Raw genomic sequence first — 20,286 nt, forward strand, 5'->3', positions numbered from 1 at the left:
CACAGTATGGGTTGTAAACTATTACATGTTTACCAATGACTCACATTAGGGAGTGGCATAAACAGATGGGATTATCTATGGAATTATCAGGCATATGGAAGCTGATGCATTATGATGTAGGAGAAAAGAAACCGATGGAACTTGCTGCGCCAGGTTTTGATGATAGGTTCTGGGTAGGCGCAAGTGTTCCGGGAGATGTGCATACAGCGTTAATCGAGCGGGGAATCATTGATCCCCCGTATTATGGTCATAACGATATCAAGAGTCGCTGGGTAGAACAAAAAGAGTGGTGGTACCGAACGACTTTTACGCTAAGTGAAATTAGCGGTAAAGGCGAACGAACGGAGATTCATTTCGAAGGATTGGATACGTTTGCGAGCGTGTATGTGAATGGACATGAAATAGGAAAAACCGAAAATATGCTGAGATCCTACCGTTTTGATATTACAAGGGTCATACGTAAAGGCTGGAACTCAATCGCAATTCGCTTCGATCCGCTGTCCATTCATTATCAAGATAAAGAATTGTTTGATTGGTCTTCGTACACGAAGGAGCGGCCATGGATTCGCAAAGCAGCAATGAACTATGGCTGGGATTGGGGACCACGTATGGTCACTGCCGGTATATGGGGAAAGGTCCATGTTAACCAGTACCGTAAGGCGCGGATTGAGAATGTGCAAGCAAGTACGATTCAAGCGGATCAAGATCTCGCGATTGTTCATCTTACGGCAAATGTAAAGAAATATCATAAAGAAGCAAATTGCTCCGTAATCATTGCACTAAAGGATCAAGATGGGAAGGTAGTGGATCAAGCTACAACCCCGGTGGAGGGTGGCAATGCTCATCTGGAGCTACGAATTTCGTCCCCACAATTGTGGTGGACTCATGATCTAGGAACACCTTATTTATATCAGCTTGAGGTTCGTCTTTTTGCCGAAGAAGAAATTCTTGATTCCTATGAAGAAGCCATCGGGATTCGTACTGTGGAGCTTGCACTGCAAGATGCCGAAGGCCGTGATGCTTTTGCTTTTATATTGAATGGGGTAAAAGTGTATGCCAAAGGCGCCAACTGGATTCCAGCTGACCACCTGATTGGCTCCATACCGGATCAGAAATATAAAGATCTGATTGATCTTGCTGCCTCCGGGCAGATGAATATGCTGCGAGTGTGGGCCGGCGGCATATACGAGAAAGATGTATTTTATGAGGAATGTGATCGCAGGGGAATTCTTGTGTGGCAGGATTTTGCTTTTGCTAATGCGCTCTTCCCCGACTTTAATCATGATTTTATGGAAAATGTCCGCGGCGAAGTGATCGATAATGTAATTCGTTTGAGAAATCATGCTTCCTTAGCGCTGTGGTGCGGCAATAATGAAATTGACTGGCTCTATGATATGAAGACCGCAAGCGGTGATATTACAAGCCCATTCTACGGAGAGAGCATCTATCACGAGTTAATTCCGGAAGTGCTTGAAGAACTGGATCCACACCGTCCCTATTGGCCGTCCTCTCCGTATGGAGCTAAAGACGGTTATGATGCAAACGATCCAGGCAGCGGAGATCGGCATAACTGGCAAGTGTGGCATGGATCTGTATATCCGCGAATGTCCGGGGAGGTTCCTGTACTGGATTACAGTATTCAGGGCGTGAGTTTTAAAAATTATAAACAAGATGATGCACTGTTCAGCAGCGAATTTGGAATGCATGCCTCGGCGAATCGGTATACGTTAGAAAAGAATATCCCGGAAGGACAGTTTTACTGGGGCAGTCCAGAAATGGCGTACCGTAACAAAGACACGAATCATCAAAAAGGGATTCTGCTGATGGAAGGGTATACGGGGATTCCTAAGGATATAGAGGAATATATGAATTTTTCCATGCTGACCCAAGCGGAAGGATTAAAATATGGAATCGAACATTTTCGGCGTAAACAAGCACGAAACAGTGGCGCGCTGGTGTGGCAGCTTAATGATAGCTGGCCTGGGACAAGCTGGTCGATGATCGACTATGAACTTCTGCCGAAAGCTTCCTTTTATTATGGGAAACGTTTCTTTGCTCCCATACTGTTGTCACTCGATTACGAACCAGGGGAAGCGTTAAAGGTCTGGCTGATTAATGATACGCTGGAATTATGTCAGGGAACTCTTGAGCTGAAAGTATTTACTTTTGATGGGGAAGAAGTCTATTCGGCTTCGATTGATGCAGTGGCAGAGGCTCAGTCTGCAAATTGTTATATCACGTTAGAAGAGGCGGAAGTACTCCGGGGTAGGCGGGCGGAAGAGGTTATAATTGAGCTGTCTTCGTCTACCATTGAGGTTCCAGTGAATCGTTATTATCTGCGGGATCCAAAAGAGTTAGTACTGCCAGATACAAACTTGCTAGTACAGGTGGATGAAGCTAACTCCGAGGTGACAGTAACCGCAGTTGGCACGTTGGCTCGTTTTGTAAAACTTGAACTGCCGCTAGGGAATGTGATTTACAGTGATAATTACTTTGACCTGCTGCCAGGGGAGCAAAAAGCAGTCCAGATCCATCATCGGCATGGGGCTGAAATACCTTGGTCCGCATTACGAGTCAGTGCGCTAAATGCTAGGGTCTCCACCATAAAAGATGGTTTGAAAATATAAGGAGTGTGTCGTGTGTCACATATGTTAGCTATAAATGATTATGATTCTTTAGATCCTGTGAGAGCCGACTGTAATCAATGTTTTGGATTATGCTGTACGGCTTTACCTTTTGCGAAATCTGCCGATTTTGCTTTTGATAAAGAGGGAGGCACGCCATGCACGAACTTACGCTCGGACTATCGTTGCGGCATTCATCAGGATCTAAGAGAGAAAGGATTAAAAGGTTGTACCGTATATGATTGTTTTGGTGCAGGTCAGAAGGTCTCTCAAGTCACATATAACGGCAAGGACTGGAAGAGTCATCCGGCAACTGCCGAAGAAATGTTTGCTGTGTTCCCCATCGTGCAGCAAATACAAGAAATGTTATGGTATTTACACGAAGCTCTTGCTCTTGAAGTGACCGCTTCTTTTCATAATGAACTTCGGGTTCAAATCGAAGAATGTGAACGACTGACTCGGGAAAGTCCGGAGAACATACTTCGAATAAATGTACCCGAGCTAAGAGCAGACGTGAATAAGCTGCTTATACTAACGAGTGACCGTGTTCGTTCCCAGATACAGAAGAAGAGTCCGAAAAAGACGCGAAGAAGTGATTTTATCGGTGCGAATCTTAAAGGTACGGATCTCGCAGGATCTGACCTCAGAGGCGCACTACTCATTGCCGCTGATCTAAGAGGGGCTGATATGAGAGTCACCGATCTGATCGGTGCAGATCTTAGAGATGCTGACTTACGTGGTGCGGATCTGACAGGCTGTATCTTTCTTACACAGGTCCAAGTGAATGCTGCTAAAGGCAATTCATCTACTAAACTTCCATCTTATCTAAAGATCCCAGCGCATTGGGTGAAGTAATGGAAATGAAATAGCTATTATTGTCGGGCCACAAAAACATTGTAACATTAGAAGCCGCTAATTTAGCGGCTTCTAATATTTATGTTATCAAGTTCTTTTTCAAAACACACTACCTTAATTATCGGAGTCGATATTGCATAATTCAAGCATGTAGCTCGAGCGCAAGAATGCCATTAACAAGATTCGCAAGTAAACAATGATAAAGAATGATCTGAATTACTTATAAGAGTTCGTTCGAATGTGTTCGAATTAACTGGTACAAACCAAAGCGTAAAGGATGGTAACCTATTAAATGGCTGCTGAATGCTACAGGGAAAGACGACAAGAACTTACTTGGTGAAGAAACTAAAATTCTCGATTTTCAAAGAAACCAAGGATTTTTTCTTAGCTAAAATAACGACTTGTTGGGAGAATATGTTTATGATAACATATTAAAGTTGTAACATATAAGTAGTAACATTTAAAACGAATTAATTATTCGGAGGTTATTAATGTTACTTCATGATGTTTTGGGCTTCAATATTAACAATACAGCCAGGGATGTAATCTTATTTCTAGGTAAGGAGTTTAGTCGTTACCGTATCACAAGTGAACTATGGACTGTTCTAAAGAGTCTAGAAGAGAAGGAAGGGATTATGTTAAGGAGCTGGTTAACAGAGTAAGAAAAGATCAAGCAAATGTAACAAGAATCTTAGATTTATAGGAACAGAGAGGCTATATAAAAAGAACTCCTAATCCAAAAGATAAAAGGTCTTCCTTGATTCTTTTAACTAATGAAGGAAAGAAGCTTACGGAAGAGTGAGTCCCTATTGATAAAAAACCGCAAGGAATAGCTATAGAGGAAATCAAGGATGAAGAACTAGACATATTTAAAAGTGTTTTAGCGAAAATTAGTCATAACGTAAAGAAAGAATTAAATAAGTAAGCGAGCTTATTTTCAGAAAAAAACACTAACTTTATCTATGAATGAAGCCTATATGACTGTATGTCTATACTAGTATTCTCTTGTCTGTTTTTTTTCTATTTCCTACATGAAAGAAAGAATGTATAGCAACAAGTTACAAGTATCTCTAGATATAAATCACTTAGGATAAGAGCAAGTTATCACATTATAATTTTTCTGACATAGGAGAGTACATATGAAAAAGTCGGTTACAAGACACAATTATTGGACATTGAGTATTTTCAATTTTGCATACCTGTTTACCTGGTCGGCAGCCATGTCGTTTTTCGTAATATGGTTGAGTCAAAACCTCGGCATCTCCGGTACTAAAACTGGTTTTCTATATTCAGCAAACGCTATTGTGGCCCTTGTTTTGCAGCCGCTGTTCGGGTACCTGTCGGATAAGCTTGGCTTAAAAAAACACTTACTGTATGTATTGTTCCTGATTCTGCTGCTGGTAGGCCCTTTCTTTATTTACGTTTATGGACCGTTACTGCAAAGTCATTTTGTAATCGGTGCCATTGTAGGTGCACTTTTCATTGGTCTGGTTTTTAACGCAGGCAACGGTGTCGTGGATTCTTATATGGATAAAGTGTCCCGCAAATACAATTTTGAATATGGTCGGGTACGGATGTGGGGTTCTCTTGGCTGGGCTGCTGCTACATTTGTAGCCGGGAGAGTAATCAACATCGATGTTAATCTGACTTTCTGGATCGCGTCTTTTTCAGCTCTCATCGCGCTGGTCTGTATCATGTTAACGAAGGTTGAAATATCAGATCAGGAGCTAAAGAGAACAGATTCACTACGATTTTCTGATGTTGCACAGTTGTTTCGCACCACAAAATTCTGGTTCCTCATGCTGTTTATGGTGGGTGTCGCTCAAATATATGAGGTGTACGACCAACAGTTCGCCACCTATTTTGTAGCTCAGTTCAGTACAGAAGCTGAAGGCAATCAATTCTTCGGCGACCTGGGAGCAGTACAAGTTTTTTTTGAATTCGTTTTTTTATTTGTAACGCCTTGGTTTGTCAACAAGACAACTGCCAAATGGGCGTTAGTTATTGCCGGAGCCATCATGTCCCTCCGCATTATAGGATCATCTATTCCGCTGGGGCCAATATGGATTGCAGCCATGAAAATGATACACTCTTTGGAGAAACCCATTATTCTTGTAGCCATCTTCAAATACATCGCAATTAACTTCGATCAAAGGTTGTCTTCAACTATGTATTTGCTATATCTTTTTATGGGTTCTCTGGTTGTATCCGTCTTCTCGCCTATCGTCGGACGTTTATATGAGGTGCTAGATTTCCCGACTACCTATGTCATTTTAGGAAGCATTTCAGGATTCTTCACCCTATTATCTTGTTTCACCTTGACAGCTGACAAACAAAATGGAGAACGATATTGGTCTCAGTTAGGAAAAAGCGAACGAAAAAAACAAACAGAGGAACCGAATTTAACCAATACATGATGTACCTTAGATAAAGGAATTTGTAAAGCTCTACATCAGATATACGTACATCAGTTGATCCATTTACTGCACCACTAGCTGTAGTATAGTCTAGATGAAAAACATGTCCAGATGCGGTTTCAAGATTAATAGTCCTAACATGTTTTGGACTAACAGTATGTGTAAACCCCTTATTAAGGATATGTGGTGATGTTATTATATTACCATATAAATCTATTATATAGTGTTATAACCTATAAATGTAAATTTGGATGTTGTGTCAATTACTCAACTGGAGTTACTAAAGGCATATCATTTAGATATGCCTTTAAAATCTGTTCATGATAACACCATTATATCGAAACTCACTTGTGATTCTAGTATTTGCACTAGAACTGCCTGATCCATTGAATGGTATTGTATCTACTGTGATCGTTACTCAAACAATTGTGGAAATAATAGGGGAGCTTATTTACGTGAGATTAGTCCAAAGTTAAATTCGACAAAAAAATAACAGGACCAACATCCGATTATAAAAAACTCGCTCTAAATTCTAGAGCGAGTTTTTTATAAAATATCATCAGTATAAGCTTTACTTTCGTATAAAAAACAACTTATGTTTTCACCAATAGTTTTTTGAAAGAGCTCCGGCGCTTTAGATACGGGGTTCTTCGTTATGTAAATGCACAAAACAAATCATTTATGAAGCATGATGAAAAAAGGGGAATATAAGAAAATATATAACAAATATTTCAATATAAGTTATAATTTAATGGTGCATATATATCAGTGAGTAGTCTATATGTGCGAAGTTCGCAAATAGTTGTTATTACAGGATATTTACGAAGTTCATAGATAAAGAAGTTATACGCAATTGATGAAAGGAGTAATAACATGATAATAACCAATGTAGAAATACAAGAAATGTCAGGGAACATGCTGGATATTTATTTTTATTATAATGATAGGAAATTTAGAATGAGGATTGAAATTATTAATGAGTTGGAGAATAAATACAGAACAGTGTCAGAAGCTTTTTTTGATGCAAACGGAATGATTTCATTTGAAGATATACAAAAGAATAAGGAGTACATACTAGGAAACTTAATAAATAAAGAACTTATTGGTTGTAGAAGAATATTCGATGAAGTAGAAGGAAGATATCAAATGATCGAAGAAATTCAGATTGAGATTACGAATGAAGCAGTTAAACATCTGTTAAGAAACGATTTTTAGTAATTCAGTGTAGCCATCAACTGCGTATAACATTATATTCACGCTGCGGGCATATGCCCTTGGTCCGACATTCGTCGGACACCCAGCGTACGCTGGGTCGTGAATACAGGAACGTTATCAGAAATTGGGGCAAAAATTATAAATAGGGAAGGTGAATTTTTTGAAGCCTTTTTTTCACTTTGATACAGACGAAACAAGACAAAGTTTACTCGCGCGAGCAAGGAACGTTGCGCTATGGGCAATTCAACAATATGAATTGGATTGGAATTGTATTCGTTTCATTCAATTGTCAGATACCATTACATACAAAATAGAAACCGTAACGAAGGAAAGTTATTTGCTTCGTATTCATTCAGAAAGAGTAAACAAAGAAGAAATCTTGTCTGAACTTGTTTTCCTGAATGAATTAGGGAAAATAAATGATTTGGTAGTGCCAGAAGGGATAAGAAGTCGTAGTGGATCTTATATTTTTGAGTGTGAAACTGATGAGGGATATCGGAAACCATATGTCTCATTAATGAAGTGGGTTGAGGGAGAGCATTGGAGTGGCGAGTTTACTGATAATCATGTAAACAGCATGGGTGTAATGATGGGTAAACTTCATGAAGCGTCCGCAAGTTTTGAAATTCCACCCGATTTTGTTCGGCCTCATTGGGGGAGTGATAGCTTTAGAAAAGAAGTGTCCAAACTAGAACATTATTACCCACGATTTCTATCGGACGGGTCATGGAAGCTATATCAAGAAGCTATAGATAAGATCATTCGTCAATTTGATAGTATGAAGCGAGACAACCGAAACTACGGACTAATTCATGCGGACTTGCATTCCGGAAACGTAGTGTTTAACAACGGAATTCCAAATCCTATTGATTTTGGAAGATGCGGTTACGGATACTATCTTTACGATATGTCAGCATCGTTGTTAGAACTATATCCTAGACATCGATGGTTACTTATTCAAGGATATGAGAGCGTAGTCAAACTAAATAAGGATTACATTCGTGACCTGGAATGCTTTTTCATTATGTTTATGATTGAAAATTATTGTCATCACTCCTCTGATACTAGAGAAATTCCAAGTTTAATCAATGAACAAAAATATGCACTAGCTTATATTAAAGAATATATAAATGATAGACCATTTTTATTTGAAGTGATAGAACCCGTAGACTTCGAAAGCAATCTCGAGGAAGGCCCCAACATCTAATAACAAAGCATTCACGTATCGAGCCAGGCTACGCCTGTCTCTCGGTCCGCAAGAGGAATTTCGGAGAAGCAGATTCAGCGGACAACCCTGCACTACCTAACCGCGTCGCGGCCGGGGCTAAAGCCCCTTAAGGTAGTGAGGGTTCGTGAATGCAACAACGTTATCGGGAATCAGCGAGAAAGGAATAAAAGAATGAAATATACATTTAGAACCGTTTATCCAAGAGCAAAACTTAATATCTTTGCTATGATTTTACTTGAAGGATCTCTGTTAACTAGTCTTTCTATTAACCAAGATAATCTATTAAAGTATTTTAAATCGTTTTTAATGGTCTTTGTCTTAGTTTATATAATTGCGATAATTAAACGGATGTTTTTCACGAAACTAAGCATAACTTTGGGGACAGATTTTGTAATATCCTCAAACGGTAAGAAGTATGAATCATCTCGAATTGAATGTATTTATATGAGTTACAAGAGGATTGGATTTAAAGTTAAGGGTAAGCGACTGATTCCTTTGGATTTGTGTTTTTATTTTGATAAGAGCCAGGAAATGAAAGGATTAGAGAAATTAAATGAATGGGCAGAACTTAACAAAAAAGATGTGAATAATAGATTTTTCCAAACATTAATGTAGCATATTCACTGGGGCCGCCGACATCCGATAACACAGCATTCCTACTGCGGGCATTCGCCCTTGATCACCAAGAAGGATTTTCAAGAAGATTACTCAGGCGATACATTCAATCAGCTAAGTCTGACGACCCGGACCTAGGGTCCTTAAGTTGCTTGAACGTCAGAAATGCCAAACGTTAAGTGAAATCCCCGGAAATAATTAATAATAGCAAAATTAAACTGAATATAAAAAACTATAAAACTCCACTATAACATTTTATGAAAGTGGGTGACTGGTATGATTCAATTAAAACAAATAGGAAAAGAGAATATAGATGAATGTCTTGCTCTGAAGGTACGAAAAAATCAAAAGGATTGGGTTCGTTCAGTTTCATATGCACTGTCGTTGGCATACGTACATGGCGAAGCGGCAGTTCCGTTTGCAATTTACGATGATGATAAGATTATAGGATTTGTCATGTTACGAAATAATAGAGAGTGTAATAATTTTCTATTATGGCAATTTATGATAGACGAGAGATTTCAATCAAAAGGCTATGGAAAAGCTGCATTAAAAAGTGTTATTGAATGGATCAAGAGTACGACAAATTGTCATGAGATTGTGGTGTCATATTATAAAGGAAATGAAGTTGCTGGAAAACTCTATAGGGATTTTGGATTCAAAGAAATGAATGACAATGTAAATGAATATAAGGAGATTGATCTGATATTGCAATGGTGAAAAAATAATTGAATTGAATGTAAGAATTCAAATGAAAATCAGATAGTATGAACTCCGATGTCGGGGACATCATTTAACACAGTTTTCAAGCAGCGGCTACGCCTTGGTCACTTTGATGGTTCTAGCAGAGTAGTAGAATCAATGACAACTTGCTGCGCAAGTACATGAATACCTGAAACGTTAAGCGAAATTATCAGCAAAAAATTATAAAAGAATTGAGTCGATGATGTATGCACAGTGGAGATAAGATCAACTTTAATACAAAGAAAGACCCAACTGCACATTACTATTCAATTGCATTAAATAATTACTTTGTTAGTTCAGAATTAGAGTCTATTGATGATTATCATTCTTTTAGGAATAATCTTTCTTGTTGTATTTTTTCATTTATGGTATTAGAGTCAACAATTTGGTCAATTTACTTTGATGGAGTAAATAAAGACTTAGAAACTGAATACCAATATAAACCCGTTTTACGAGGAGAATTGCTTACTCGCAGGCAAAAATTCAAGAAAATGAATATAGAAGAGAAGTACAATACAATCTTGAAAGAGTTGCATGATTTTACCTTTAATGAAAGGGAATCTCCCTTTATTCTATTTAAAGAATTTGCTCGATTTCGTAATATGTTAGTCCATCCTGAAAGTACGTATACAACAACACATATTGAAATAACTGATATTAGCGAAAGTAACTGGTCAGGTGAGCTTATTGACGACTACTACTCAACTTCACAGAGAAGTACAGTAGAATTTCAGATAACAGGATTTGCTAATAATTTTTCTGATATTTCTATACAAGACTGTCAGAAGGCTTTAGAGATAGTATACATAATGAGAAGGGCATTGATTGATAACAACATTATTAAGCCATTAATTCTATGTTTGAATCGGAATAACAATTTAACTTATGAATCTGAAGATATAATAAAAGATTTATTTGTACATCATTTTTTGTGAGCAACTCATAGTGGGCTGACAACATCGTCTAACAGAGTATTCACGCTGCGTCCCCTGAAGGGGCTTGGTCTGCAAGAGGCGTTTCGAAAAAGCACACTCAGCAGACAACCCTGCACTGGCTAAATCTGTCGGACCAGGGGCTAGCGCCCATAAGCCAGTGAGGGTTCATGAATACAAGATCGTTAGCTGAGATACTCGAACTTATTAATACAATCAGTAATTGAAAAAGTGATTAATTGTTATTGGAAAAAATAATGAGGTGAAAAAATGAAAAAAATAATATTTTGGGGTAAGGACGAGAACGACGATAGACTTATAAATGAGGTGATTTTACGGGTGAAAACAGTTACTTGTACACCAAAAGTCTGGTACTATGATAATCCAGTAGAGGAGCCAACTGTTATTGGTGATTTAGTAGCAGTATTTGATAGACGAGGAAATCAAAGATGTACTATAGAGATTACAGAAAACTATGAAATTCCTTATGGCTCAGTTGATGATAGAATTGCTCAGGGCGAAAACTGTTTATCTGTAGAAGAGTTTTATGATGGTCATAATTTTTGCTGGGAAGAGCCTTTGAGAAATGAAGGCCTAAGTTTAACAAATGAAACAATAATTGTTGTAGAACATTTTAAACTATTATCGATAGTGGAGAAACAGTAATAATAACTTTAAAATAAAAATCGAACGGAATTCATGAGGTAGAGTACTTCAGATAACACAGTATTCACACGGCGGCTTCGCCTGGGTCACTGTGATGCTTTTTGTCAGAAGTAGTAGATTCAGTGACAACTTGCTACGCAAGTTCGTGAATATCTGAACGTTAGCAGAAATCAGGGGAATGCTTAATTAAATTATAAAGATTAGATAAACTATTATTTAAGGACGGGGATTTCAATGAGTAGCTTGTTACTAACCTCTTGTGGTTTTTATACTGAAGATATTAAAAATCAATTTCTGGATTTTATTGATAGAGATATTTCTCAATTAAAGGTCTCTATTATTACAACAGGATCCCCTCTGAAAGAAAATAATAGATATGCACAAAGGGCAATGCAAGATTTCCAGGACATGGGGTTTCAGCATATTAAGTTTGTAGATATAGAATTTGATGACCCGCAAATTCTCATACATAGAGATGTTATATATATCAATGGTGGAAATCCATTTGCGTTATTGTATTACGCTAAGAAAAGTGGTGCTGATGAAATTATTAAAACACTGGCCGCACAGAATGTAATTATAGTTGGAGTAAGTGCTGGAGCGTTATTACTGGGGCCGAATATTAACATTGTCGATTTCTTTACTCCACAGATGAACACAATGGATTTAACGGATTTTAAGGCATTAGGTGTAACCGACAAGCTTATTTTTCCTCACTATGATAGAGAGGACGTATATAAAGATAGTACTAATAAAACAATTGAAGAGAGAATAGTAGAATTTGAATCCAATGAGAACTGTAAGGTGACAAGGCTTAAAGATGAAGAATATATCTCAATCTTAATGAACCAAGCACATTGAAAGTCGTAAATTCATTCATTGAAAGTAGCTCGAAGAAGCCCCTAAATCTGTTAACATGGTATTCACGCTGCGGGGCTAGGCCCCTTGGTCTGCCAGAGAGATTTCGAGGAAGTATCCAGCTGACAACTCCTGCGAGGCTAAGTCTTCGACCCAGTCGCTCCTTTAAGTCTCTCGGGTTCGTGAATACAACAACGTTATCAGAAATCAGATGAAAGGAACTACAAAATGATACCTTCAATAGAAAATATCGTACATCTGGATTTTCTTAAGTATCTAAATGGAAAGGAAAATAAAATTTCTTTACGAACTAAACAAAGATACTTGAGTGATATTAATTATTATGTAGAAAACTACGTAAACAATTCAAATATCATTGATGGATTAGATAAGTTTTTCGTACCAAGAGATATAGAAACATTTCTCAATAATAGAAGAAGTTCTACTGCGCGAGCTACAGTAGTTAATTTCATGAACTTTCTGAAGGAGTATGGACACCTCAGTACTTTAAAGTATATTGAGCTGAATGATTATCTCAGAACTCTGAAACTAACAATAGTTGAGAAACAGATGAAGTTTTTCTATGATGAAGAGTTATTTTTTCTATTAATTGACGAGATACATTATGGTAAAAAGGACACCGAAGAAGACAAGACCATCCTTCATCTGATTTTAATGATGTCCTATCATTTGATATTTGAACAAGATCATTTAATAAAACTCAACTGGTCTGACGTTGATTTGAATAAAAGACGAATTAATAACCTACGAGAAGATAGATTAGCCTACAGATGGATTTCCCTGAATGATGAATTGTTGCAAACGCTAAGCCAAATGAAGCAGAATGCTACAGAAATTAAAGATGATTCTCCAGTGTTAATATATAAAGGAGAACGTCTTAATACTAACAAGATTAATTCGTTGTTATCAATACTGAAGCGTAAACATAATCTGAGTATCTTAGGAGGCTCAACAGATATTCAAAAAATAAATAGAAGTAGAATATTACAGGATCTGAACAATACAAGAGGAAAAGAAACAATTGAAATCATTAAAATTACAGGGACAACCAAAAACACACAATTTGAACATGCTCTAGAAGAATTTTTATTGAGTGAATATTCAAGGATGTTACCTGACATCTGATAACAATATATTCATGCATCAGGCCGTGTGGCCCTCGGTCCGGCAGAGGTTAATAGCAGGGAAGTGGATCAGCCGGACACATCCGACTTCGTCGGACGTCGTGAATACGAGAAGTTATAGGAAATCAGCGCAGAAATAAAACCGATCACGTAATTACAAAAAATATGGTATATAATGGATGTATTACAAAATGGAGAGAGATATTAATGAAAGAAATATTTGCAACAATAGAATTGATGTCAAAGAATAATAGACGTATAATACTTTCAATTGTGATATTTTTCTTGATTTTTGAAGCAATATCCTTATTTCCATTAAGTTATGAATTATCAATATTAAACGTTGTTATAATTTATTGTTACTTCATACTTGGATTTGCTTTGTGTGCTACAACAAGAAGAAAATCAATAGTTATACTTTTAGGAATCGGTTTTACCAATATGATAGGACTTGGATTGCGTATTTGGTTAGAATGGGGAGAATATTCGATGATTAGAGATTTAACGTATAAAAATGTACTGCTTACGTATATACCAATTGTCACAACAATCTTCATCGGTTATCTATACACAAAAAATGTTATTCAAAGAAAATCTAAAACTGTGTAACAGTATGATAATAAGTACCTTATCTCTGGGTGCTTATTATTTTTATAAATAACAACAATATAATCTAACAGTGCCAACTTAGTTTAGGAGGAGTCTATATGATATTAGAAAAAGTTATAGATAGAATTGTAATACAAAGTGAATATAAGGATTTTGTTGATAAGTATATAGATAATATACTTAAAGAATTTAAAGGTAAGATTCACAGCATTTATATGTGTGGCTCGATTCCAAAAGGAATTGCTGTACCTTTTAAGTCAGATGCAGACTTTACTATTGTATGTGTAAATCCCAAAGATATTGATTACGAAAGATTATCAAATATTAAAGACAGGCTTTTGGAAGAATATCCAGTAGTAACTAAGATTGATACGATAATTTGCTCGATTGACGATGTATTAAATAAACCAAATGAGTGGGGTTTTTGGGTTAAGATCATTTGTGTTTGCATGTATGGTCATGACATTGGTGAAAACGTACCGCCGATCGTTATTTCTCCAGAGTTCATTTTAGACTTAAATAGAGAGACCAAGGAGGAAGTAAATCGTATACATAGTGCACTTTCTAATGCTAGTGATAACATGTTGAAAACTAGATATATCAAAGGTCACTCTAAGAGATTAATTCGAGCATTATACTCTTTGGTTTTGGAAGATACAGGTGAATGGCAGGACGACATTAGTACGATGAAGAATGCAATATTAAACTATTGCGAGATTGACTCCGCTTTAGTTGATTATCTGTATGCTTGTTACTTGGATAGTAATGTACTTGTTGAAGAGTTTCTGGGAATTGCAGATGAAGTATATAGCTATTTTGAGAACGCCTTAAATACAATGGCTGCTTCCAGAAAATCTTTCGAATAACACCGAATTTATGCTCAAAACTACTCTGAGAAACGAGTGACTACAGTCAGCCTCCTAAGCCCGTCGGGACTTCACTGCATTAGGTGTTCGGCAAGCCTCACTACTATAAGTAGCGACTCTAAGGGGCCAGTACGTCGACAATACAAAACGTTAGCTGAAATTCGTGTGGAATTTATAAGAAGGAGAAGTATATGAACAAAATAAAAGATCTTCTAAGAGATGTACAAAATAATAATTTCAAAACACCTAAGGGAACAGACATAAATCAACTAGTCCAAGAAATGATTCAACACATTGGGTCGATTGATGATGAATTAAGAGATAAGCTCATTTATGGAACTTTATATAGATGGATAATGGATCAAGAACTAAGTATAGATTTAGTAAGACAATTGTTATATGTGACTTTGGATGATGATCATTTATTCCATGGAATAGGTGATATCGATCAAGATACAGTATTTACACGTTCCTTTTCAGCCCTGTTTATACCACTAGCTTTACATTATAACGATATCTTCAATTATTTAACTGAATCTGATTATGAATATATATACTCGAGAGTAACCTTGTATTTCGAACGTGAGAAGGATTTTAGAGGATATATATTAGATAAGGGATGGGCACATTCGATTGCACATGCAGCTGATGCTTTAGTTTCGATTACGGCTGCGTCCTATTATTCTTCTGAACATTTATTGTGTATTTTAGAGTTGATAGGGGAAAAGGGTTGTGTTAATAACTATTATTTTATAAACGGTGAAGATGAAAGGATGGCAGAAGTAGTCATTCAAATTGTAAAGCGTAATATTCTAAAGAAGGATATTTTACTTAATTGGGTGCAACAACTTGGTGGCTTTAAAAGATTAGACATATATCCTCAAGATGATATAAAGAGAGGAAATACAAAAAATCTTTTGCGTAGTGTCTATTTTAAATTACTGGATGTTAGTGGGTCTGAGGTTATAACAAATGAAATAGTAAAAACATTAAAACAAATCTAAATCTAGCTAAATCGAAGAACTTTCGAACATCCGATAAGACCCTCATTCGCGCCGCGTCGCTTCTTCTCCTTGATTCGCCCGTAGGGGATAGTGCCAGGAAATGAACACAGGCGATTACCCTGCGAGGTTAAGTCTGCGACCCAGTAGCGTTGCTGACTTAATCCTCACGGGTACGTGAATACAACAACGTTATATGTAATTGGGGCAAGATCTTAAGAGAAGGAGTGATTATTATTAAGTTCATATTGTTATTTGGACCCCAAGCCGTCGGTAAGATGACTGTTGGTCATGAATTAACGAAAATAACCGAATTAAAGTTATTTCACAATCACATGTCGATCGAGTTGTTCCATCCCTTCTTTGGTTTCAGTAGCGAAACATGGAGACTATCTGAAATCGTAAGAAGAGAGTTCTTTGAATCGTTCTCAAATAGTAATCAATATGGGCTTATTTTTACTTACGTATGGGGATTTGATCTTCAAGCAGATTGGGAATTTGTTAAACAAACGTGTGATATTTTTGAATCGAAAGGTGCCGAAATCTATCTCGTTGAATTAGAGGCAAATATAGAAGAAAGAATAACACGAAATGCAACGGCTTTTAGACTCGATTAAAAAGCAACAAAAAGAAATGTTGAACAATCTGAAATGGACTTGATCAACACGATGAAAAAACATAGACTCAACTCCCATAAAGGAGAAATCACAAGAGAAAACTATTTGAGAATTGATAATACTAATTTAAGTGCTGATGAAGTCGCAGGAATTATTAAGAACGAATTCCATTTATAAGTGCGTGTGTAAGTAATTCAAGTGGGTGCTATATCTCATAACAACATGTTCACGCATCGGACCATTCGGTCCCCGGTCCCGCTTGAGGATTTCGGAGAAGTGGGACAGCCGTCCAACTCTGAACTGGCTAAGTTGTCGTACCCGGCTTAAGCCAGTGAGGGTTCTTGAATACAAGAACGTTATATGAAAGAACCGAATACGGTAATTATGGGGTGTTAAATGTGTGGGAAACACTATCAAATTCTTGGAAAGCTAGTTTTGAAGAAGCGTGGGAAGCATATGCTCACGGTTCATTTCCCATTGGTGCAGTTATAGTTAATTCAAATAATGAAGTAATTAGTCGAGGTAGAAATAGAATCAACGAAGCAAGTGCTCCTATCAATCAAACCTGCTCAAACAGGCTCGCCCATGCAGAGATCAATGCATTATTACAACTAGATATTTTAGAGTCGAATGATTTTAAGGGCTATACACTTTATACAACTACAGAACCATGTGTACTTTGCTTTGGTGCAATAATTATGTCGGGAGTTAGGAAAGTAAGATTTGCTGCAACAGATCCAATCGCAGGTGGGGCAAATTTGATTTATTCTGAAAACTCATTTATAAAGTCAAGAAATCTTGATATAAAGTGTGACAGGAAATATTTAGGGGAGATACAACGCGTATTAAGAACTGATCATGTAATAAGGACTTTAGGGAGAGATCAAGCAATCAGATTTTTGGATAAGTACAGAATAAACTACCCTGAAGCTATCGAACTAGGAATAAAGTGGTATAAAGAAGGTAGATTACAAGAAGCATTGAGAAATAAAGTTCCGATAGGTGTGATTATTAATGAGATATTAAAAGAAATTAAGACTCTAGATAGTTAACTAAAAGGAGTCGGTTCCTTCATATAACAATATATTTACGCTGTGGCTTACGCCCCTTGGTCGTCAGATGTATAATCATGGTAGATAATCGGACGACATACGAGCCGGCCTAAGATAGGAGCTATCTAAGGCCGGCTCGCGTCGTATATACAGGAACGTTATATGAAACCACCCGAAAACCCATAAGAGCTAAACAGACCCGTCTCTTTATGGTTACTGGTGCGGGATGTAGTTGAAACTCTAGCCGAACTGTTTTTTTCAAGAGTGGGATCAAAAAGGCGGATTTATTATAGATCATTTTGATTCGGCCCTCGGTTTGGCAAAGGGATTTAGGGGAAGGGAAGTAGCCTGACAACCCTGCACTGGCATAAGTCCGTCGGACCCGACGCGTTGCGCCTTAAGCCTCTCGGGTTCGTTGATCGCAAAACCTGTAAAACCGTAAATATCAAATCGTCTGGAGGAATAATTATGAAAAGTCCAATTCATAGTAAGTTCGAACAGTCTTTGTTCATGTCACTGATCTTAAAAGATCGATCGAATGGAATAGTAAACTGTTAAACATAGAAGTACATACCGAAAACCATTCAGGACCTGTATACATATTTAGTATGGGTGATTCACTTCCAGGGTTGACACTGGAAAACTATTGTTGGGATGAGGTTTATGAATTTCAACCATCTAATCAGCCCTTGTTTAACTTGAATACCAAAGATATTTATAAAGCATACCAATTTGTGAAAGAAGAGTTAAAAGCCGAAATTACAACAGAAATTGAAGAGTTTCCTGACTTAGCTTCTTTTTGTTTTAGTGATCCGGACGGGAATATTCTTATGACCTGTATGCAAGTGCATTGAAAAAACAAAAAGGAGTTAGATGCGAACATGAAATTAAAACTTGTACCAGTAAATCCTGAAAATAAAAGTATACTAATTAATTTATATGAACTGTACGAGTATGACTTCAGTAAATATACAGGTCGAGATGTCGATAGAAACGGAAAATTTGAAGTGAACATAGATTATTATTGGGAAGGCGACGAAAGGTGGAATCCATTTTTTATAGAAGTAGCAGGTATAATCGTTGGTTTTATAGTAGTACTTTTTGAGAATATGGATACCGATCCAGATCCGACGCATGTGATATACGATTTTATGGTTTTACAGAAATACAGAAGATCGGGTATAGGTCGTAAAGCAGCAATAGAAGCATTTAAGATGTACAAAGCAAATTGGAAGGTTTCGCAAATGGAGAACAATCTTCCGGCAAGGACATTTTGGAAAAATGTAATAGAAGGTTTTAAAGGGACTAATTACACTGAACAATATGTACAAGAACGAAATAAATATATACAAGAATTTAGCACAAGAAATTAAAGGCATTTATTGAGGGGTAATTCAGTACGGCATCGCCTAACATCATATTCACGCTTAGGTCCGGCTAGTGCGAAATGGCATCGGGCGGACAACCTTGCGAGCCTTAAGGTGAGACGGAGCGGTGGCTCCACCACTTTAAGCCTCTCGGGTTCGTGAATACGAAATAGTTATAAGAAATCCCCGAAAACCCATAAATGAAGGGAGTATATATGTACCGTAAAATCATACGAAGATCGATCCTACTAATAGTTTTATTATTACTGATTAATTATTTATTTAATAATTCTGGGTTTTATATTACAGAGAGTAAGGCTATTAGGGACTCATATCCTTATAAAAACGGTGATGTAATATATGAAAAAGAATACGAAAACAAGAAAATAATTATCTTGAAGACTAGCGATGTTAACTATGTAAAACTAATAGGATTTAAATTGGGTATGTTTTATCACGTATCTAATATTGCTGAGTTATATTTCATGACACCTCTGATTGGAAAAGAGGGAGACATTAAACGCACATGGTCGGCGAGTTTAAATTCAAATGAGCTTTACGAAACAATGATTGCGGTCGAGTCAGAAAACCCTGAAATTAAGAGAGTAATTGTAAGTAATGATAATATCGATAACGTAATATTAGATGATCTTGAAGAAATAAAAGAAAACTCAACGGTATTTCTCGAATTAAAATTAGAAGATGGTTTCGCAACATCATACTTAGAATTATATTCAAAGGATGTTGGAGGATTTATATTTAGAGGAGTAAACGAAAAAGGAGAAATAATAACATTAGGTAGATAGAAATTCATTATGTGGTTTCGAGAAGGCGAGGGCATCTTATAACATAGTATCTATGTTGCAGGCCGTTCGGCCTTTGGTCTGATGTGATTCGGGCAAACGATATCAGCAGACAACCCTGCGTGGCTAAGTCATCGGACCCGGAGCTTAGCGCATAAGCCTCTCGGGTTCGTAGATACAACAACGTTATAAAGAAATCAGCGCAAGTAATAAATATTCAATAAGTAAGCATCAAGATCTATTCGCATCAATGTTGAACAGTCGGAATAACCCCTTGATTTATTTATTATGTAGAAAGTATAATTTTATATGGAAAATAGATACATAAAAGTAAATTTAATTAGGAAAGGATGAACGTAATGATTTTTTGGCGAGGATGGGGAATTATCGGTATCATTTTTCCTGTACTAATAGTTGGTCTACTTGCTTCATTAGGATTTAATGATGAAAATTTTCAGTGGTATTACTTTATCGGTTTAACCTTATCCGCTATACTTATATGGTTTATCGGTAAGCGTTTGAATAGAGATAAAGATGAAATTTTCATGAATGAAAGAACAGGAGAACGGTTCAAAATAGGAAATCGCCATACACTATTTTTTATCCCCCTACAATACTATGCGATAGTTTATCCGGTTTTAGGCATCATTCCTTTTTTTGCATAAACTAAAT

21 protein-coding genes and 2 pseudogenes are annotated in these 20,286 nt (G+C 36.9%); all 23 read left to right on the plus strand.

What is annotated here, in order from left to right; all coding sequences use genetic code 11:
- The first annotated feature begins 77 nt into the window (after positions 1–77).
- The 23 genes and pseudogenes from H9647_RS14180 (at position 78) to H9647_RS14285 (ending at position 20,279) form a co-directional block, all read left to right on the plus strand.
- On the plus strand, positions 78–2,627 hold the full coding sequence (locus H9647_RS14180; RefSeq protein WP_191801368.1) for a beta-mannosidase: 2,550 nt from the start codon (positions 78–80) through the stop codon (positions 2,625–2,627).
- A gap of 12 nt (positions 2,628–2,639) precedes the next feature.
- Positions 2,640–3,479: a pentapeptide repeat-containing protein gene (locus H9647_RS14185; RefSeq protein WP_404822629.1), complete on the plus strand. Its 840-nt coding sequence runs from the start codon at positions 2,640–2,642 to the stop codon at positions 3,477–3,479.
- A gap of 491 nt (positions 3,480–3,970) precedes the next feature.
- Positions 3,971–4,141, plus strand: a complete 171-nt coding sequence (locus H9647_RS14190; protein WP_191801010.1) for a hypothetical protein — start codon at positions 3,971–3,973, stop codon at positions 4,139–4,141.
- Positions 4,142–4,618: 477 nt separating this feature from the next.
- Positions 4,619–5,896 carry an oligosaccharide MFS transporter gene (locus H9647_RS14195; protein WP_191801012.1) on the plus strand — a complete coding sequence of 426 codons (1,278 nt, stop codon included), beginning with the start codon at positions 4,619–4,621 and terminating at the stop codon, positions 5,894–5,896.
- 338 nt (positions 5,897–6,234) lie between these two features.
- Positions 6,235–6,372: pseudogene (locus tag H9647_RS14200) on the plus strand (arsenic resistance protein); the annotation flags it as partial.
- Between the two features lie 397 nt (positions 6,373–6,769).
- On the plus strand, positions 6,770–7,111 hold the full coding sequence (locus H9647_RS14205) for a hypothetical protein (protein ID WP_191801014.1): 342 nt from the start codon (positions 6,770–6,772) through the stop codon (positions 7,109–7,111).
- Positions 7,112–7,271: 160 nt separating this feature from the next.
- Positions 7,272–8,318: a phosphotransferase enzyme family protein gene (locus H9647_RS14210; protein ID WP_191801016.1), complete on the plus strand. Its 1,047-nt coding sequence runs from the start codon at positions 7,272–7,274 to the stop codon at positions 8,316–8,318.
- 192 nt (positions 8,319–8,510) lie between these two features.
- On the plus strand, positions 8,511–8,954 hold the full coding sequence (locus tag H9647_RS14215; protein ID WP_191801018.1) for a hypothetical protein: 444 nt from the start codon (positions 8,511–8,513) through the stop codon (positions 8,952–8,954).
- A gap of 276 nt (positions 8,955–9,230) precedes the next feature.
- Positions 9,231–9,674, plus strand: a complete 444-nt coding sequence (locus tag H9647_RS14220) for a GNAT family N-acetyltransferase (protein WP_191801020.1) — start codon at positions 9,231–9,233, stop codon at positions 9,672–9,674.
- Positions 9,675–9,904: 230 nt separating this feature from the next.
- Positions 9,905–10,633, plus strand: a complete 729-nt coding sequence (locus H9647_RS14225) for a hypothetical protein (protein WP_191801022.1) — start codon at positions 9,905–9,907, stop codon at positions 10,631–10,633.
- A gap of 267 nt (positions 10,634–10,900) precedes the next feature.
- On the plus strand, positions 10,901–11,296 hold the full coding sequence (locus H9647_RS14230) for an ASCH domain-containing protein (RefSeq protein WP_191801024.1): 396 nt from the start codon (positions 10,901–10,903) through the stop codon (positions 11,294–11,296).
- A 234-nt stretch (positions 11,297–11,530) separates the two neighbouring features.
- Positions 11,531–12,157 carry a Type 1 glutamine amidotransferase-like domain-containing protein gene (locus tag H9647_RS14235; protein ID WP_191801026.1) on the plus strand — a complete coding sequence of 209 codons (627 nt, stop codon included), beginning with the start codon at positions 11,531–11,533 and terminating at the stop codon, positions 12,155–12,157.
- A gap of 225 nt (positions 12,158–12,382) precedes the next feature.
- Positions 12,383–13,300, plus strand: a complete 918-nt coding sequence (locus H9647_RS14240) for a hypothetical protein (protein ID WP_191801028.1) — start codon at positions 12,383–12,385, stop codon at positions 13,298–13,300.
- Positions 13,301–13,506: 206 nt separating this feature from the next.
- Positions 13,507–13,908 (plus strand): hypothetical protein, encoded by a 402-nt coding sequence (locus tag H9647_RS14245; protein ID WP_191801030.1) that lies wholly within the window; start codon positions 13,507–13,509, stop codon positions 13,906–13,908.
- A gap of 98 nt (positions 13,909–14,006) precedes the next feature.
- Entirely contained in the window at positions 14,007–14,774 is a 768-nt protein-coding gene (locus tag H9647_RS14250; protein WP_191801032.1) for a nucleotidyltransferase, read from the plus strand.
- 191 nt (positions 14,775–14,965) lie between these two features.
- Positions 14,966–15,778: a DUF2785 domain-containing protein gene (locus H9647_RS14255; protein ID WP_191801034.1), complete on the plus strand. Its 813-nt coding sequence runs from the start codon at positions 14,966–14,968 to the stop codon at positions 15,776–15,778.
- A gap of 233 nt (positions 15,779–16,011) precedes the next feature.
- Positions 16,012–16,569: pseudogene (locus tag H9647_RS14260) on the plus strand (shikimate kinase).
- Positions 16,570–16,590: 21 nt separating this feature from the next.
- Positions 16,591–16,719 carry a hypothetical protein gene (locus H9647_RS26010; RefSeq protein WP_263621320.1) on the plus strand — a complete coding sequence of 43 codons (129 nt, stop codon included), beginning with the start codon at positions 16,591–16,593 and terminating at the stop codon, positions 16,717–16,719.
- 71 nt (positions 16,720–16,790) lie between these two features.
- Positions 16,791–17,444, plus strand: coding sequence for a nucleoside deaminase (locus H9647_RS14265; protein ID WP_191801036.1), 654 nt, complete (start codon positions 16,791–16,793; stop codon positions 17,442–17,444).
- A gap of 608 nt (positions 17,445–18,052) precedes the next feature.
- Positions 18,053–18,298, plus strand: coding sequence for a VOC family protein (locus H9647_RS14270; protein ID WP_191801038.1), 246 nt, complete (start codon positions 18,053–18,055; stop codon positions 18,296–18,298).
- Positions 18,299–18,325: 27 nt separating this feature from the next.
- Entirely contained in the window at positions 18,326–18,817 is a 492-nt protein-coding gene (locus H9647_RS14275; protein WP_191801041.1) for a GNAT family N-acetyltransferase, read from the plus strand.
- A 209-nt stretch (positions 18,818–19,026) separates the two neighbouring features.
- Positions 19,027–19,617 carry a hypothetical protein gene (locus H9647_RS14280; RefSeq protein ID WP_191801043.1) on the plus strand — a complete coding sequence of 197 codons (591 nt, stop codon included), beginning with the start codon at positions 19,027–19,029 and terminating at the stop codon, positions 19,615–19,617.
- Between the two features lie 347 nt (positions 19,618–19,964).
- The gene (locus H9647_RS14285; protein ID WP_191801045.1) at positions 19,965–20,279 is read left to right on the plus strand and encodes a hypothetical protein; all 315 of its coding nucleotides are present in this window, start codon (positions 19,965–19,967) and stop codon (positions 20,277–20,279) included.
- Positions 20,280–20,286 lie beyond the last annotated feature (7 nt).

This window comes from Paenibacillus gallinarum (assembly GCF_014836635.1).
In the GTDB taxonomy this organism is placed as follows: Bacteria; Bacillota; Bacilli; order Paenibacillales; family Paenibacillaceae; genus Paenibacillus; species Paenibacillus gallinarum.

Bases quoted from the DNA above. Each gene is read 5' to 3' on its own strand.
- H9647_RS14180 (WP_191801368.1), top strand. From the start codon at position 78: ATGGAATTATCAGGCATATGGAAGCTGATGCATTATGATGTAGGAGAA.
- H9647_RS14190 (WP_191801010.1), top strand. From the start codon at position 3,971: ATGTTACTTCATGATGTTTTGGGCTTCAATATTAACAATACAGCCAGG.
- H9647_RS14195 (WP_191801012.1), top strand. From the start codon at position 4,619: ATGAAAAAGTCGGTTACAAGACACAATTATTGGACATTGAGTATTTTC.
- H9647_RS14205 (WP_191801014.1), top strand. From the start codon at position 6,770: ATGATAATAACCAATGTAGAAATACAAGAAATGTCAGGGAACATGCTG.
- H9647_RS14215 (WP_191801018.1), top strand. From the start codon at position 8,511: ATGAAATATACATTTAGAACCGTTTATCCAAGAGCAAAACTTAATATC.
- H9647_RS14220 (WP_191801020.1), top strand. From the start codon at position 9,231: ATGATTCAATTAAAACAAATAGGAAAAGAGAATATAGATGAATGTCTT.
- H9647_RS14225 (WP_191801022.1), top strand. From the start codon at position 9,905: ATGCACAGTGGAGATAAGATCAACTTTAATACAAAGAAAGACCCAACT.
- H9647_RS14230 (WP_191801024.1), top strand. From the start codon at position 10,901: ATGAAAAAAATAATATTTTGGGGTAAGGACGAGAACGACGATAGACTT.
- H9647_RS14235 (WP_191801026.1), top strand. From the start codon at position 11,531: ATGAGTAGCTTGTTACTAACCTCTTGTGGTTTTTATACTGAAGATATT.
- H9647_RS14240 (WP_191801028.1), top strand. From the start codon at position 12,383: ATGATACCTTCAATAGAAAATATCGTACATCTGGATTTTCTTAAGTAT.
- H9647_RS14245 (WP_191801030.1), top strand. From the start codon at position 13,507: ATGAAAGAAATATTTGCAACAATAGAATTGATGTCAAAGAATAATAGA.
- H9647_RS14250 (WP_191801032.1), top strand. From the start codon at position 14,007: ATGATATTAGAAAAAGTTATAGATAGAATTGTAATACAAAGTGAATAT.
- H9647_RS14255 (WP_191801034.1), top strand. From the start codon at position 14,966: ATGAACAAAATAAAAGATCTTCTAAGAGATGTACAAAATAATAATTTC.
- H9647_RS14270 (WP_191801038.1), top strand. From the start codon at position 18,053: ATGGGTGATTCACTTCCAGGGTTGACACTGGAAAACTATTGTTGGGAT.
- H9647_RS14275 (WP_191801041.1), top strand. From the start codon at position 18,326: ATGAAATTAAAACTTGTACCAGTAAATCCTGAAAATAAAAGTATACTA.
- H9647_RS14280 (WP_191801043.1), top strand. From the start codon at position 19,027: ATGTACCGTAAAATCATACGAAGATCGATCCTACTAATAGTTTTATTA.
- H9647_RS14285 (WP_191801045.1), top strand. From the start codon at position 19,965: ATGAACGTAATGATTTTTTGGCGAGGATGGGGAATTATCGGTATCATT.